The organism is Hyphomicrobium denitrificans ATCC 51888, assembly GCF_000143145.1.
GTDB classification, from domain to species: Bacteria; Pseudomonadota; Alphaproteobacteria; order Rhizobiales; family Hyphomicrobiaceae; genus Hyphomicrobium_B; species Hyphomicrobium_B denitrificans.
Window position 1 is genome coordinate 3,024,232 of record NC_014313.1, and the last position, 15,393, is coordinate 3,039,624.

General features: G+C 59.4%; 12 protein-coding genes. All 12 read left to right on the forward strand.

The genetic code is table 11. The features are described from left to right. Positions 1 to 273 precede the first annotated feature (273 nt). The 12 genes from HDEN_RS18585 to HDEN_RS14535 all read left to right on the forward strand — a co-directional run bounded on the left by HDEN_RS18585 (position 274) and on the right by HDEN_RS14535 (position 15,385). On the forward strand, positions 274 to 396 hold the full coding sequence (locus tag HDEN_RS18585; protein ID WP_280642165.1) for a hypothetical protein: 123 nt from the start codon (positions 274 to 276) through the stop codon (positions 394 to 396). Positions 397 to 403: 7 nt separating this feature from the next. Continuing rightward, the gene (gene kdpF, locus HDEN_RS18035; RefSeq protein ID WP_070104070.1) at positions 404 to 490 is read left to right on the forward strand and encodes a K(+)-transporting ATPase subunit F; all 87 of its coding nucleotides are present in this window, start codon (positions 404 to 406) and stop codon (positions 488 to 490) included. Between the two features lie 19 nt (positions 491 to 509). After that, positions 510 to 2,219: a potassium-transporting ATPase subunit KdpA gene (gene kdpA, locus HDEN_RS14490; RefSeq protein ID WP_013216885.1), complete on the forward strand. Its 1,710-nt coding sequence runs from the start codon at positions 510 to 512 to the stop codon at positions 2,217 to 2,219. 6 nt (positions 2,220 to 2,225) lie between these two features. Further along, the gene (kdpB, locus tag HDEN_RS14495; protein WP_041921676.1) at positions 2,226 to 4,280 is read left to right on the forward strand and encodes a potassium-transporting ATPase subunit KdpB; all 2,055 of its coding nucleotides are present in this window, start codon (positions 2,226 to 2,228) and stop codon (positions 4,278 to 4,280) included. A gap of 27 nt (positions 4,281 to 4,307) precedes the next feature. Next, positions 4,308 to 4,886 carry a potassium-transporting ATPase subunit KdpC gene (gene kdpC / locus HDEN_RS14500; protein ID WP_013216887.1) on the forward strand — a complete coding sequence of 193 codons (579 nt, stop codon included), beginning with the start codon at positions 4,308 to 4,310 and terminating at the stop codon, positions 4,884 to 4,886. 3 nt (positions 4,887 to 4,889) lie between these two features. Next, a complete protein-coding gene (locus HDEN_RS14505) occupies positions 4,890 to 7,610 on the forward strand; it encodes a sensor histidine kinase (protein ID WP_013216888.1) in 2,721 nt (906 codons plus the stop codon). Beyond that, entirely contained in the window at positions 7,607 to 8,299 is a 693-nt protein-coding gene (locus HDEN_RS14510) for a response regulator (protein ID WP_013216889.1), read from the forward strand. The genes HDEN_RS14505 and HDEN_RS14510 overlap by 4 nt, the downstream gene beginning before the upstream one ends. Positions 8,300 to 8,334: 35 nt before the next feature. Continuing rightward, entirely contained in the window at positions 8,335 to 9,810 is a 1,476-nt protein-coding gene (gene pdxR / locus HDEN_RS14515; protein WP_013216890.1) for a MocR-like pyridoxine biosynthesis transcription factor PdxR, read from the forward strand. Between the two features lie 147 nt (positions 9,811 to 9,957). After that, positions 9,958 to 10,671 (forward strand): pyridoxamine 5'-phosphate oxidase family protein, encoded by a 714-nt coding sequence (locus HDEN_RS14520; RefSeq protein WP_013216891.1) that lies wholly within the window; start codon positions 9,958 to 9,960, stop codon positions 10,669 to 10,671. Positions 10,672 to 11,468: 797 nt separating this feature from the next. After that, the gene (locus tag HDEN_RS14525) at positions 11,469 to 12,392 is read left to right on the forward strand and encodes a formylglycine-generating enzyme family protein (protein WP_049775393.1); all 924 of its coding nucleotides are present in this window, start codon (positions 11,469 to 11,471) and stop codon (positions 12,390 to 12,392) included. 18 nt (positions 12,393 to 12,410) lie between these two features. Next, complete coding sequence (locus tag HDEN_RS14530; protein ID WP_013216893.1) at positions 12,411 to 13,490, forward strand: DUF3300 domain-containing protein; 1,080 nt, start codon at positions 12,411 to 12,413, stop codon at positions 13,488 to 13,490. A 92-nt stretch (positions 13,491 to 13,582) separates the two neighbouring features. After that, the gene (locus HDEN_RS14535) at positions 13,583 to 15,385 is read left to right on the forward strand and encodes an arylsulfatase (protein ID WP_013216894.1); all 1,803 of its coding nucleotides are present in this window, start codon (positions 13,583 to 13,585) and stop codon (positions 15,383 to 15,385) included. Positions 15,386 to 15,393 lie beyond the last annotated feature (8 nt).

Below are 15,393 nucleotides of genomic sequence, written 5' to 3' on the forward strand. Positions count from 1 at the left end.
ATTGCGAAGCGCAAACTTGCGAAGAAAACGGCGTCCCAGCGCGGGCTTGAGACTAGAATTGCTACCAACAGCGCAACCTCATCGAGCGCTGCTTCAACAAGCTCAATCCGTTCCGGCACTTCGCAATGCGCTTCGACCGAAATCCGCTTAACTGCCTCGCCATGATCAATCTTGCATCGCCTAATCCGATCTTACCGTTCGCTTCCTTCGCCTTTATGCATTCCTTATACCGGCGTCGCGATTTTCCAATCGAGACTTGATGCCCGTCGCCGCATGTTTCGCTCGTCAGCCATTCGTAGCGGAGCCAAGCGCATGCTCGATATCGCCTATCTCTTCCTCGGCCTTGGCTGCTTCGGCCTGATGGCCGGTTACGCCAAGCTGTGCGGCAGGCTGTGAGACGGCCATGAGCGATCCCATCATCGGCCTGATCGTCGCCGTCGGTCTCGGCGCCTATCTCGTCTACACGCTCGTCAGGCCCGAAAAGTTCTAACGGCCCGGAGGGCTAGTCCATGACATTGGCTGGTTGGATTCAGATTGTGCTGGTGCTCGCCGCTGTGCTCTTGGCCGCCTGGCCGCTCGGCCACTACATGGCGCGCGTTTTCGCCGGGGAACGCACGGCGCTGTCGTCCATCTTGAACCCGGGAGAGCGCAGCCTTTACGCGTTGGCGCGAGTCAAGCCGGGCTCCGAACAGACGTGGCTTTCCTATACGCTTGCCATGCTCGTGTTCAACGGCATCGGGTTCGTCTTCCTCTACGCGTTGATGCGGCTGCAGCATCTCCTACCGCTCGATGCGCAAGGTTTCGCCGCCGTCGAACCGGGGCTCGCCTTCAATACGTCGATGAGCTTCGTCACCAACACCAACTGGCAATCGTATGCCGGGGAAACGACGATGGGCCATCTCGTCCAGATGACGGGGCTCGCCGTGCAGAATTTCCTTTCCTCTGCTACCGGCATTGCGCTTGCCGTCGCCGTGGTCCGCGCGTTTACGCGCAGCGGCGTTCGGGAAATCGGCAATTTCTGGGTCGATGTCACGCGTGCGACGCTCTACGTCCTGCTGCCGCTGTCGATCGTGGTGGCGCTCGTCTACGTCGCATCAGGAGTGCCGCAGACGCTTGCGATCAACATTTCCGCGACCACGCTTGAGGGCGCAAAGCAAACGATCGCGCTCGGTCCCGTCGCAAGCCAAGAGGCCATCAAACAACTCGGCACCAATGGCGGCGGCTTCTTCAACGCCAATGCCGCACACCCGTTCGAGAATCCGAACGCCTGGTCGAACATTCTGTCGATCTGGAGCATGCTGCTCATCCCGACGGCAATGACGTTCACGTTCGGCCGCATGGTTGGCGACCGGCGGCAAGGCTGGACGCTGCTCGCGGTCATGGGCGTTCTGCTGATCGCCGGAACCGCAGTCATCTATGCGTCCGAGACGACCGGTAATCCGCTGCTCGCGGCGGCGGGCGTCGATCCTTCGGCCGGCAACCTCGAAGGCAAGGAGCTTCGCTTCGGACAAGCGCTGACCGCACTCTATATCGCCGCCACGACCGGGCTTTCGTGCGGCGCCGTCAACGCTATGCACGACTCGCTGATGCCACTCGGCGGCATGGTTCCTTTGTTCATGATCGAGCTTGGCGAAATTCTGCCGGGCGGTGTCGGCTCCGGCCTCTACGGCATGATCGTCATGGCGCTGCTTGCCGTGTTCGTCGCCGGCCTGATGGTCGGGCGAACGCCTGAGTATCTCGGCAAGAAGATCGAGGCGCGCGAGATGAAGCTCGCGATGCTGGCGTTGATCGTACTGCCCTTTTGCATTCTCAGCTTCACGGCGATTGCGGCAGTGCTGCCAGCTGCGCTGACGAGCCTCGCGAACGGCGGGCCGCACGGGCTGAGCGAGATCCTTTACGCTTACTCGTCGGCGACCGGCAACAATGGCTCCGCTTTCGCAGGGCTAAACGCCAATACGCCGTGGTTCAACACGACCCTCGGTCTCGCCATGATGTTCGGACGTTTCGCCTACGTCGTGCCGGTGATGGCGATTGCGGGCTCGATCGCCGCCAAGACGAAAACAGCGGCATCGGCCGGGACGTTTCCGACAGACGGCGCCTTGTTCTCCGGCCTGCTCACTGGCGTGATCCTGATCCTCGGTGGCCTTCTGTATTTCCCCGCTCTGGCACTCGGTCCCATCGTCGAACACCTGCTGATGCTGGCTGGCAAAACATTCTAGGAGGCGATGATGAGCAAGCGCGCAGTTTACGGATTGCTGGACCGCTCTATTCTCCGCCGTGCCGCCGCCGACGCATTTCGCAAGCTCGGACCGCGAAAGCTCGTGCGCAATCCGGTGATGTTCGTCACAGGCGTGGTGGCGGCTTTCGTCACCGCGATCTTCATTCGCGATGTCGCGATGGGCCGGGGCGGGCTTCTCTTCACCGGGCAGATTGCAGCCTGGCTATGGTTCACCGTTCTTTTCGCCAATTTTGCTGAAGCCGTCGCAGAAGGCCGTGGCCGGGCGCAAGCGGACGCACTGAGGCGCACGCGCAGCGACACGATGGCTAAGCTGCTGCTTCATCCGGACGACACCAAAGATGATCCGTGGGAAGCGAAGCCGGCACAAGATCTCGTCGCGGGCGACGTTGTGCTGGTCGAGGCCGGCGACACTATTCCGGCCGACGGCGAGGTCATCGAGGGCATCGCCTCGGTGAACGAGTCCGCCATCACGGGCGAATCCGCGCCAGTCATTAGGGAGTCCGGCGGTGACCGTTCGGCAGTGACCGGCGGCACGGTCGTGTTGTCCGACTGGATCATCGTGCGGGTCACGGCGGTTGCGGGGTCGTCGTTCCTCGACCGCATGATCGCGCTCGTCGAAGGCGCCGAACGGCAGAAGACGCCGAACGAAATCGCGCTTTCGATCCTGCTCTCCGGCATGACATTGATCCTGCTCATTACGGTTGCGACGCTCTGGGGCATCGCTCGCTATTCCGCGACCGACGTTTCGGTGACGGTGCTCGTTGCACTGCTCGTGACGCTCATTCCGACGACCATCGGCGGGCTTTTGTCTGCAATCGGCATCGCCGGGATGGACCGGCTCGTTCGCTTCAACGTCGTCGCAACCTCCGGACGCGCGGTCGAGGCCGCTGGCGATGTCGACACGCTGCTGCTCGACAAGACGGGCACCATTACATACGGCAACCGCCTCGCCAGCGCTTTCATACCTGTGCCCGGACGCTCGGAGCGCGACGTCGCGGAATCCTCATATCTCGCGTCGCTTGCCGATGAAACGCCGGAAGGACGTTCGATCGTGGCGCTGGCGCGCGGTCATTACGGACTTTCGGAAATGAGCGACAAAACCCCAACGAAGATCATTCCCTTCTCCGCACAAACACGCGTGTCCGGCGTCGATATTGACGGCCGCCGCTTCCGCAAAGGCTCCGTCGATGCGATGCTTGCGCAGGTCGGCCAGACGATCGAACAGGCTCCAGCCGTGTTCCGGCAAGCCGTCGACTCGATCGCGCGGACGGGCGGCACGCCGCTCGCTGTTGCCGAAGGTGCCGATCTCGTCGGCGTCATTCACCTCAAGGATGTCGTCAAGCCCGAGATCAAGACGCGCTTTGCGGCGCTGCGCCAGATGGGCATCAAGACCGTGATGGTAACCGGAGACAATCCCGTCACGGCCGCCGCTATCGCCTCCGAGGCTGGCGTCGACGACTACATCGCGGAAGCGACGCCGCAGGACAAGCTGGCCTATATCCGCTCCGAGCAGCGCAAGGGCCGGCTGATCGCCATGTGCGGCGACGGCACCAACGATGCGCCGGCGCTTGCCCAGGCCGATGTCGGCGTCGCAATGCAGACGGGCACGCAGGCGGCGCGCGAAGCGGGCAATATGGTCGACCTCGACAGCGATCCGACGAAGCTGATCGAGATCACCGAAATCGGCAAACAGTTGCTGATGACACGCGGCTCCTTGACGACATTTTCCATCGCCAACGATGTCGCGAAATATTTCGCAATCATTCCGGCGTTGTTCGTGGCGACATATCCCGAGCTCGGCAGGCTCAACGTCATGGCGCTTGCGACCCCGCAGAGCGCCATCCTTTCCGCCGTCATCTTCAATGCCCTGATCATCATCGCGCTGATCCCTCTGGCGCTGAAAGGCGTCACCTACCGGCCAATCGGCGCAGCGGCGCTGCTGAGGCGCAACCTTCTTGTCTACGGACTCGGCGGCATCGTCGTTCCGTTTGTCGGCATCAAGATCGTCGACTTGGTCGTCTCCGCTTTCGGCCTCGCTTAACTGGGCCTCGCTCAAGGAGCGCTCCACATGCTGTCGTACATCCGCCCCGCAATCATCCTGTTCGTCGTTTTCACGGCGCTGACCGGGCTCGTCTATCCGCTGGCACTGACCGGCGCCGCGACCGTCCTTTTCCCCACGGCATCTTCCGGAAGCCAGATCGTTCGCGACGGAAAGGTGGTGGGATCTCGACTGATCGGCCAGGCCTTCGCTTCGGACCGCTACTTTCATGGGCGACCGTCGGCGGCGGGCCAGTCCGGCTATGACGCGTCGGCATCGTCGGGATCGAATCTCGGACCGCTTTCCAAGCAGCTTCTGGATCGCGTTGCGCAGGACACCGCGAAGCTGCGCGAGGCGGGCGCCACCGTTATTCCGGCCGACGCTGTGACGGCCTCGGGCAGCGGCCTCGATCCGCACATCAGTCCGGCCTATGCTGAGCTGCAGGTCGCTCGCGTGGCGACGGCGCGCGGTGTGGCACCGGATCGCGTTCGCGCCCTCGTCGCGCAAGGCACCGATATGCCGGCCTTAGGTTTCGTCGGGGAGCCGCTCGTTAACGTTCTGCTGCTCAATTTGGCTCTTGACCGCGCTTTTGGAGCGGGTTCCGGATAGATCATGGCCAACACGTTGCGGCCGGAAGATGCGCGCCGCCCCTCAGCCAAGGCTTTTCTGGAGCTTGCCACCAACGAACGGCGCGGCAAGCTTAAGGTGTTTCTCGGCATGGCGCCGGGCGTCGGCAAGACCTACGCCATGCTGTCGGCGGCACGCGCCCTGAAGCGCGAGGGACTCGACGTCGTCGTCGGCGTTGTCGAGACGCACGGACGCTCCGAGACTGCGGCATTGCTCGATGGACTGGACGTGCTACCGCGCCGGACCGTCTCCTATCGCAATCGCACACTCATGGAGTTCGATATCGACGCCGCGATCGCGCGTCGCCCGGCGCTGCTCCTCGTCGACGAATTCGCGCACACCAACGCGCCGGGATTGGTGCATCCCAAGCGCTATCAGGACGTCGAAGGCGTTCTGCAAGCGGGTATCGACGTCTGGACGACGCTCAACATTCAGCATCTCGAAAGCCTGACCGACGTCGTCGAGCGCATCGCCGGAATTACGGTTCGCGAGACGGTCCCCGACAAGGTTCTCGAGCGCGCCGACGAGATCGTCGTCGTCGACCTGCCGCCGGAAGACCTGATCCAGCGTCTCAAGGAAGGCAAAGTCTACCTGCCGGACAATGCGCGCCGGGCGATGGATCAGTTCTTCCAGATGGGCAATCTCACGGCGTTGCGCGAACTGGCGTTGCGCCGGACGGCCGATCGCGTCGACGAACAAATGCTGTCGCAGCTTCGCAGGCAAGGGATCGAAGGGCCGTGGCCGACGGCGGAACGGCTAATGGTTTGCGTCGGCGACGACGAGCTGGCCGAGCCCGTCGTACGCGCCGCGGCGCGCATGGCGACAGCGCTCAAGTCTGACTGGATTGCAGTTCATGTCGTGCAAAGCGAACGCGAACAGACGGATCGCGGCTCCGTACGACGCATGGAAAAAGCGATGCGTCTCGCGGACCGCCTGGGCGCAACGACCGTACGTCTACGCGCCAAGGACCTGACCGCGGAAGTCCTGGCCTATGCCAAGCGCAACAACATTACTCAGATCATCGTCGGCCGCTCGCGCCCACAATTGCTCGATCGCTGGCGCGGAAAATCGTTTTCGACCGAGCTGGTAGCCGAAGCGGCGGGGCCGTCCGTCACCGTCGTCGCGCCGGATGCGCCGTTGGCACCGCTTTCCTCGCCGTGGCATCTTCCCGATATCAGCGAGTTCTGGTCCGGCGGGATCGCGGCTGTCGTCGCCGTTGCGGGCGGCGTCATCGCGGGCCGGATGCTGGAGAAGATCACGCAGCTTCCCAACCTGTCGATGATTTTCCTGTTCGCGGTTCTCGTCTGCGCGCTCCGCTTCGGAACGTACTCTGCCGTGGCCGCGGCCGTGCTGTCCTTTCTTGCATTCAACTTCTTCTTTATCGATCCGCGCTACACACTGACGATTGCATCGCCGTACGAACTTTTTGGCTTGCTGATTTTCCTCGTCGTCGCTGCCGCGACCGGCGGCCTGGCCGGACGCCTTCGCGAGCAGGCCAACGCCACACGCGAACGGGCGGAAGCGACGCAAGCGCTGTACGAATTTTCGGGAAAACTTTCGGCGACGACGGAGATCGATGACGTGCTGTGGCTGCTCGCCGCGCAGTCGGCGGCGCTTGTCAAAGGCAAGTCGATCATCCTTCTGGAACACGCGAACGAGCTTTCCATCGCAGGCGGCTGGCCGCCGGACGACACGCTCGGAACTGCCGACTGGGCGGCGGCCCGGTGGGCGCATCGCAATGGCGAGCCCGCCGGCTACCTGACGGAGACGATGCCTTCGGCGGCGTTTCAATTCCGCCCGTTGATCGCATCGGCAGGACCGGTGGGTGTGCTCGGGGTCGTGCCGGGAGACGCCGACGAGGCGCTGCCCTCGGCGACCGGGAGCGCGCTTCAGTCGTTCGCCGATCAGGCCGCGGTCGCCATCGAGCGCACGCGACTGTTCGAGCAGGCTGCCAAGGCTGCGACCGCTGCCGAAAGCGAGCGGCTGCGCGGCGTGCTCTTATCTTCGATCTCGCACGATCTGCGGACGCCGCTCGCATCCATTCTGGGCTCGGCGACCAGCCTCCGACAGCTCGGCGACCGCATGCGCAAGCAAGACCGCGCCGATCTTCTGGCAACCATCGAAGAGGAAGCGACCCGGCTGTCCTCCTTCGTATCCAACCTGCTCGACATGACGAAAGTCGAAACCGGCCTTCTCGACATCCGGCGCGACTGGGTGGACGTGGCCGACGCCGTTCGCGGCGCCGCCGCGCGAGCCAGAAAGATCTTTCCGGCACGACATATCGAGACTGTCATCGCCGCCAACCTGCCGCTCATTCGCGGCGATGCGGCGATGCTCGAGCAGGTCATGTTCAATCTGATCGACAACGCACACAAATACAGTCCACCGGAGTCGGTGACCCGCGTCAGCATCACGCCAGCCACCGGAGGCGGATTGCACATCCGCGTGACCGACGACGGCATCGGCATTCCACCCGAGGCATTGAACAAGGTCTTCGACAAGTTCTATCGTGCACATGTCGGCGACGGCCGTGCGCCCGGCACCGGCTTAGGATTGTCGATCTGCGCTGGAATCGTGTCTGCGATGGGCGGAACGATATCGGCACAGAGTCCTATCGCCGACGGAAAGGGCACCGAGATTTCGATCCTGCTTCCTGCCGGCGAAGAGAGCGTATCTACTGAAACGTCTCCCAAGGATACCGCATGACCGGCTCGCGCATTCTCGTCGTTGACGACGAACCGCAAATCCTGCGCTTCCTGAAGCCGAGCCTGACAGCTGCGGGTTACGAGGTCGTCGTGGCGACGACCGGCAAGGAGGCATTGAAGGCTGCCGCCACGCAATCGCCAGACATCATTCTGCTCGATCTCGGTCTCCCCGACATGGACGGCAAGGACGTGATCCGCGAACTCCGAGGATGGTCGAAGACGCCGATTCTGGTGCTTTCGGCGCGCGACCGGGAGAGCGAAAAGATCGCCGCATTTGATCTCGGCGCCGACGATTACGTCAACAAGCCGTTCGGCATCGGCGAACTCACGGCGCGCTTGCGGACGGCGCTCCGCCACGCCGCACAACAAGCTTCCGAACAAACCCATCTGAAATCGGGAGCCCTCGAGGTCGATGTTCTGGCGCATACGGTGACGCTCAACGGCGCGGCGGTAAAGCTGACGCCGAAGGAGTTCGATCTGCTCGCGATCCTGGTTCGCAACGCCGGACGCCTTCTGACGCACCGCCAGCTTCTCGCGGCCGTCTGGGGCGCCGCACACACCGAGGACCTGCAATATCTGCGCGTTTTCGTCGGTCAGCTACGGCAAAAGCTCAAAGCATCGCCCGATGCACCAGAATTCATCGTGACCGAACCAGGGATCGGCTACCGCCTGCAAATCGACGTAAGTTGACCAAGCGCAAATTCGATTGAATCAAAGGCAGGGCGATGCAAAGTCAATTTACCGGAACGCTCTTAGCGTTGCTTGAGGAGCAGGCGAGTTACGATTTGCCGATTGGCGTCCGTATTCAAAATGCCATTCGCCGACAGCTGAGAAATGGGAGCCTCAAGGCTTTCGAGCGCTTGCCATCGACACGTCTCTTGGCGAGCGAATTGAGCGTCGCACGCGAGACTGTGGAGCTTGCCTATCAACATCTGGAAGCCGAGGGGTATCTGATCCGTCGACACGGAAGCGGGACGTTTGTCTCAGAGACGGGCGCACAGCTGGCGACATTTCAGACCAATCCTGGCAGAAAAACAGGTGGCCTAAACCTCTCCGAGAGGGGCAGAAAAATTCAGCGCTCTGGAAAAGTGCAAGATCCGGTGCAGCTGCCTTTCGCTGCGGCCTTTCCGGATGTGAGGTCGTTTCCAATCGATCTTTGGAAACAGACTCTCTCCCGCGTCTCGAGACGATTGGGAACGAATGCTCTCGGCTATTGCGATTCGCAGGGCCTTGAACAACTTCGCGAGGAGATTGCCCGCTACCTGGGCGCCTATCGTGGTGTCAAGTGTGGCGCGGAGAATGTCATCGTACTCACGAGTTCTCAGGAAGCTCTACTGCTTATCACGACGATGATGCTTGACCCCGGAGATACGGTTGCTGTCGAAGATCCGTGCTATCTGGGTATACGTTCTGCCGTCACCGTTTCGGGCGCGGTTCCACTGCCCATTGACGTCGACGACAATGGGATGGTGGTCGAAAATCTCATCCGACGAAAGCCTGTTCCGCGCGGCGTCTACGTAACGCCTTCACATCAGTATCCTACGACAGCAACCCTCAATCTCGAGCGCCGCATGGCTCTGGTCGATTGGGCGAAGGCGAACAGCAGATTCATTATCGAAGACGATTACGACAGCGAATACCGTTACGACGGTGCGCCGATATCCTGCATTCAAGGATTAGACACATCCGGCAACGTTCTCTACGTCGGCACCTTTACCAAGACCCTTTTCCCTGGAGTTCGCCTCGCCTATCTAGTTGCGCCGACGCATCTCGTGCCTGCGTTGGTTGGAATGCGGACACTTGTCGACGGACATTCAGCCATTTTGAATCAGGCGACTTTGGCCGAGTTCATGGCAACAGGCGAATTTACTGCACACATACGGCGCATGCGCCAGCTCTTCAAAGCGAGGCGCGATTCCTTTGTCGAAGCCGCCGAACGCTATCTTGCGCCGTATGGAAAGCTCCGAATTCCCGCCGGCGGATTTCAGGCGACTTGGTATCTTCATGACGGCCGCGCCGAGGACGAAGTCATGAGAAAGGCGGAGCAGAGTGGTATTGTTCTCTTATCCCTCTCGAGTCTTTTTATAAGGAAGCGCAGGACCCCAGGGTTCGTTCTCGGCTTTGCTGGTCTAACGTCGGAGGAGTGTGAGATTGCCGTTAAGCGATTCGCTCGCGTCTTGAAGGGGATTGCGGCCCACTGATCGTCAGACGCCTCACCTCATGTTGCGCCGGATCAGTGGCGATTTTTCCCATGTGGTCTGCCGCATGTATCCAAAGTGGATGAATACAGCATTCCACATGGAGGATAAGAATTCCCGCGTTAAGTGCGAATATCATGGGAATTCAGAATGGACACCCCGAGCGACATGCCTTTATCGGACCGCACGAGAATGCGGCGCTACCATTGGCTCGCCAAATACGATCGCGAAAGCGTCAATAGTATCATCGATGCCGGGATCATTTGCCAGGTTGGGTATGTGTTCGACGGAGTACCATACGTTACGCCAACGAGCCATTGGCGCATCGATGACCATGTCTATTGGCACGGCTCGTCAGCAAGTCGGATGCTCAAAGCGCAGGAAAAGAACATTCCAGTTTGTTTCAGCGTCACCCACATCGACGGCATCGTCTTCGCGCGCGCCGCGATGAACCACAATATTCTTTATCGCTCCGTCATGGCTTTCGGCAACGCATCGGTCACGAGCGAAGAGGAGAAAAGGCACGTCCTCTCTGTTTTTTGCGACCGGTTGGCTCCAGGTCTTTGGGACTACGCTCGAAGACCGAACGAGCAGGAGTGGAAAGCGACCAAGGTCATCAAACTCAAGTTGGACGAAGTGGCTGCCAAGGTGAATGATGCGCTGCCCGGTGACGAAGAGCCTGATCTTGCAACAGACCGTTGGGCCGGCATGGTTGCGCTTGAACTCATGCAAAAAGCGCCAGTTCCCGACCCAAGATTGGCTCCGGGGCTCAAGATGCCGGATTTCGTGAAGGCCTTCAGCTATTCTGCACGTGCAGGTGACAGATCGGCATGGACTCCCGAGAAAGTTGGTGACGACAGCTGACCTCTACGTCACTGGGGACCGCAACGTGCTGAGAAAAGCGGCAACGCTCATCCATTGAAAAGTTGTTCAGACGTTGGCGTTCCAGCCCATACATAGATATTGCGGTAATACGGGCGATATCGAAGCTTTTCGTTTCGACGGCCCACCAGTGCGAATTGAGTAAATTTGTTTGCAGTCACGCCAAGCTATTCGGCACCGGACCATTCAAAGTGGATGGTGACGGGTATTCATTTCTTCGTAATTTTATTGTTGCGGATAACTTTATCGATCGAGATTTGTTCTTTCGGGCGAGACAACAGCGCAACCTCAACAATGCACGGTGACCCCTAGTGTATTTCGTAGAGTAGAGATGGATTCGCGAATGCTTCGGCAACGCTTGGCGCGCGACAACCTGGACCTCGCTGCGGACGGGTAGCTTTTCCTGTTTTTGAACATTCGTTTTTATTTACTAGACGCTCATGAGTTTCGCGATGCAACGACGAATTCAATTGACTTAAAACATCCGCAAGCGCCCTTTCGCCCGCGGACGGGTGGGTTGCTACGCATGCGAGCGCGAGTTCGGCAATGCTATTGCGCGTCAAAAGCAGACCAGTAGCGAGCTGCTGCCAGCGTGCCGCTCCGTTTGATTTCTCGCCTTCATCGCAATTGATGTTTTTCGCGTTGTTCTTCAACTCCGCCGGGTCGCGATGCGCATCGCATCTTCGGGGGAGCGCAAAGCGATGAGTCGAAGCCTTCCATCGCACGATCTCGGAATTTCACAACGTCACGATGGCAGCGCTGACCGATTACATAGCGGCATGGTCTTCGTTCCTGGCGGGACGTTCCGCATGGGATCCGATCATCACTATCCCGAGGAAGCGCCCGCGCATCGTGTCAGCGTCGATTCATTCTGGATTGATGAGGCGCCGATTACGAACGCCGAGTTTCGGCGCTTCGTGGACGCAACAAACTACGTAACTTTTGCCGAGTTGACGCCGAACGCGAGCGATTATCCAGGCGCGTTGCCGCACATGTTGCGGGCAGGCTCACTCGTCTTCAAGCCGCCGGCGGGAGAAATCGATCTCAGGAATTGGGGGCAGTGGTGGGAATTTCGCTTCGGCGCGAATTGGCGCCTTCCCTACGGCCCTGGAAGTTCAATCAAGGGTCTTGACGAACACCCTGTCGTGCACGTCGCCTATTGCGATGCGGAGGCCTATGCGCATTGGGCAGGAAAGGAATTGCCAACCGAGGCGGAATGGGAGTTCGCCGCGCGTGGCGGCATCGAAGGGGCCGAATTCGCCTGGGGGGATGAGTTGACGCCAGGCGGCAAGTACATGGCCAACACCTGGCAAGGCATTTTCCCGCGCGAGAACCTGAAGCTCGATGGCTATGAGCGCACTTCTCCGATCAAGGCCTTTCCACCCAACGGCTACGGAATCCACGATATGATCGGCAACGTCTGGGAATGGACGAGCGATTGGTATGCGCCGAAGCATCCTGCGGATGCTCAGAAGGCGTGTTGCATTCCGAAGAATCCTCGCGGCCCCGGGCAGGATCAAAGCCTGGATCCTTATCAGCCTCAGATCCGCATACCCCGCAAGGTTCTCAAAGGCGGGTCTCATCTCTGTGCGCCAAACTATTGCCGCCGCTACAGGCCAGCGGCACGCCACGCCGAGCCTATCGATACGTCGACAAGCCATGTGGGATTTCGCTGCATCGTCCGAACACGTGCTGAAAACTGAGATTCTAATGAGGGATTCATGAAAACATTTTTTGGGTTCTCATTGGTGTTGCTCGTTTTCGTCATGATTGGCGCTGCGCCGGTACGAGCGGACGACGAGAAGTTTTCCAAGCAGCAGCTCGACCAGATGCTGGCGCCGATCGCGCTCTATCCTGATGATCTTCTGTCGAATGTCCTTATGGCATCGACATATCCACTCGATGTCGTCGAGGCGCAGCGGTGGCGAAGCGTGCCTGGAAACGCCAGCCTGCAGGGGGATGCACTTGTCGATGCGCTCAAGTCAAAAGACTGGGACCCGAGCATCAAAGCCCTCGTGCAATTTCCTGACGTTCTAAAGATGATGAGCGATCAGCTCGATTGGACGCAAAATCTCGGGAATGCCTTTCTTGCTCAGCAAGATCAGGTGATGGATCAGGTCCAGTTTCTGCGATCGAAGGCTGATTCAAGCGGTCATCTGAAAAGCAACTCACAACAGACAGTGAAACAACAGGATGGCGCGTATGTCATCCGGTCCGCCAATCCCGATACCGTCTATGTGCCGGTATATGAGCCGTCGGTCGTCTACGGGACATGGTGGTATCCCGATTATCCTCCGTATTACTGGGGCTATCCTGGCGCCGTGTTCACGGACGGGTTTTTCTGGGGCGCCACTGGCATCGCGATCGCTGGCGGTATCTGGGGGTGGAACCATTGGGATTGGCATAATCGCCGTATCGACATTGATGCCAACCGTTGGAACCGGATCGACGTCAACCGCCGCAACATCAGCAACAACGTCTGGAAACACGATCCGAAACATCGCGGAGATCTCCGGCGCGGTGACAAGAATTTCAACCGCGCAGACATCGAACGTCGGCTGCACGACGGCAACCGTCCGGATGCCAAGAAGAAATTCGAGCACAGCGCTCAGCTGCCGAATAGCGCGAGAAACATATCGAAAGCTAAGACAGGCGCCGCTCGATCCGCGCACGCACGCGGTGGTAGCGCGGCCAAGAAATTTGAAAAGAGAGGGGGCGGTCGGGCGACGCGGCCAGCGACTCATTTCAAAAAGCCCGCCGTTCAGCATCGCGGCGCGGGCCGTCGCGGTAGACGAAGGTGATTGAAGCAGGAAACGCTTTTTAAAGCGTCATTATACGGAGATTTACGCCGGGGAAACGCCGAGGGCAGTAGCTAATAGAATGAGGTAGCGAAATGACTGCCAATATTCCATCGGATAGGAAGGATACGGCGACCGCTCTCAATCGTCGAAGCATCCTTCTAAGCGGAGCTTCGCTGGTTACTCTTGCAGCAGCTGCTGCCGGATCTGCGAGCGCCCAAGACGCGAAACCATCCGACGCGCCGGCCGCATCTCCCGCGTCTGACAATAGTAAGCCGAACATCCTTGTCCTTTGGGGTGACGACATAGGTGTTGCAAATGTCAGCGCGTATTCGAACGGATTGATGGGGTATGAGACCCCGAATATTGATCGCATCGCGAAAGAGGGGCTCAAGCTCCAGCACTATTACGGCGAACAGTCGTGCACTGCGGGTCGCTCGGCGTTCCTGACCGGCCAGCACATCATGCGCAGCGGCCTGAGCAAAGTTGGCTTCCCCGGCGCTCCGATGGGAATGAGCCAACTGGACCCCTCCATCGGCGGACTCCTCAAGAATCTCGGCTACACGACGGGCCAGTTTGGCAAGAACCATGTTGGCGACCGCAATGAATCTCTTCCCACCGTCAATGGTTTCGACGAATTCTTCGGCAACCTCTATCATCTTAACGCCGAAGAAGAGCCGGAGCTCCCGGATTACCCGAAAGACCCGGCTTATCGAGCCAAATTTGGCCCCCGAGGCGTTTTGAAATGCAAAGCAACGGATACTGACGATCCGACCGTCGATCCTCGCTTCGGCAAAATCGGCAAACAGATTATCGAGGATACCGGCCCTCTGACGAAGAAGCGAATGGAGACGGTCGACGACGAGACATCGAGTGCCGCCATCGACTTCATCAAGCGGCAGAACGCGGCCGGAAAGCCGTTCTTCTGCTGGTTCAATTCGACACGTATGCACTTGCGAACACATGTCCGGGCTGGCCATCGGGGCCGCTATACGCACGGAGACAGCGAGTACATCGATGGAATGATCGAGCATGACGACACGATTGGCTCATTGCTCAAAGTGCTGGATGACCTGGGCATCGCCGACAACACCATCGTCGTCTATTCGACCGACAACGGTCCACACATGAACACATGGCCTGACGGTGCCATGACGTGGTTCCGCTCCGAGAAGAATACGAACTGGGACGGCGCATTTCGTGTCCCGTGTCTTGTCCGCTGGCCTGGCCACATCAAGCCCGGAACAATCAGCAACGAGCTTATGAGTCACAACGATTGGCTTCCGACGCTTTGTTCAATCGCGGGCGAGCCTGACATCGTCAACAAGCTCAAAGCCGGCTATACCGCCAATGGCATCGCCTACAAAGTACATCTCGACGGCTACGACCAGTCGGCGTTTTTACAAACCGTCAGTGGCAGTGCTGCCAACAACAACGGCATCAAGAGCGCGCGCAACAGTTTCTTCTATTCGAACGATGATGGACTGCTCGTGGCTTTCCGGCAGGGAGACTACAAGTACGTTTTTTCCGAGCAACGATCGCCTGGCACGATGGAAGTATGGGCGGAGCCATTCACGACACTCCGTTTGCAGAAGATCTTCAACATCTTCCAGGACCCATTCGAGCGCGCCGATATCACATCCAATACCTTCTGGGATTGGCAGCTCGACCACGTCGGATCCATGTATGGCGTGATGGACGATGTCTTCCAATTTGCGTCGACATTCAAGGATTTCCCGCCCCGCTCGTTCCCGCCTAGCTTCAATCCGGCAAACATCATGGAGGATGAGATGGATGGCATAAAGCGGAGGGAAGCCTTCAAGAAAAACTTAGACCTCGATCGCATACGCGGCGGCTTAAACAAGATGATCGACGAGCGTTTGCAAGGCGTGCAGTAGGCGGCAAG

Coding starts and splice junctions, on each gene's coding strand:
- pdxR (WP_013216890.1), top strand. CDS start 8,335: ATGCAAAGTCAATTTACCGGAACGCTCTTAGCGTTGCTTGAGGAGCAG.
- HDEN_RS14525 (WP_049775393.1), top strand. CDS start 11,469: ATGGTCTTCGTTCCTGGCGGGACGTTCCGCATGGGATCCGATCATCAC.
- kdpC (WP_013216887.1), top strand. CDS start 4,308: ATGCTGTCGTACATCCGCCCCGCAATCATCCTGTTCGTCGTTTTCACG.
- HDEN_RS14535 (WP_013216894.1), top strand. CDS start 13,583: ATGACTGCCAATATTCCATCGGATAGGAAGGATACGGCGACCGCTCTC.
- kdpF (WP_070104070.1), top strand. CDS start 404: ATGAGCGATCCCATCATCGGCCTGATCGTCGCCGTCGGTCTCGGCGCC.
- HDEN_RS18585 (WP_280642165.1), top strand. CDS start 274: ATGTTTCGCTCGTCAGCCATTCGTAGCGGAGCCAAGCGCATGCTCGAT.
- HDEN_RS14530 (WP_013216893.1), top strand. CDS start 12,411: ATGAAAACATTTTTTGGGTTCTCATTGGTGTTGCTCGTTTTCGTCATG.
- HDEN_RS14505 (WP_013216888.1), top strand. CDS start 4,890: ATGGCCAACACGTTGCGGCCGGAAGATGCGCGCCGCCCCTCAGCCAAG.
- kdpA (WP_013216885.1), top strand. CDS start 510: ATGACATTGGCTGGTTGGATTCAGATTGTGCTGGTGCTCGCCGCTGTG.
- HDEN_RS14510 (WP_013216889.1), top strand. CDS start 7,607: ATGACCGGCTCGCGCATTCTCGTCGTTGACGACGAACCGCAAATCCTG.
- kdpB (WP_041921676.1), top strand. CDS start 2,226: ATGATGAGCAAGCGCGCAGTTTACGGATTGCTGGACCGCTCTATTCTC.
- HDEN_RS14520 (WP_013216891.1), top strand. CDS start 9,958: ATGGACACCCCGAGCGACATGCCTTTATCGGACCGCACGAGAATGCGG.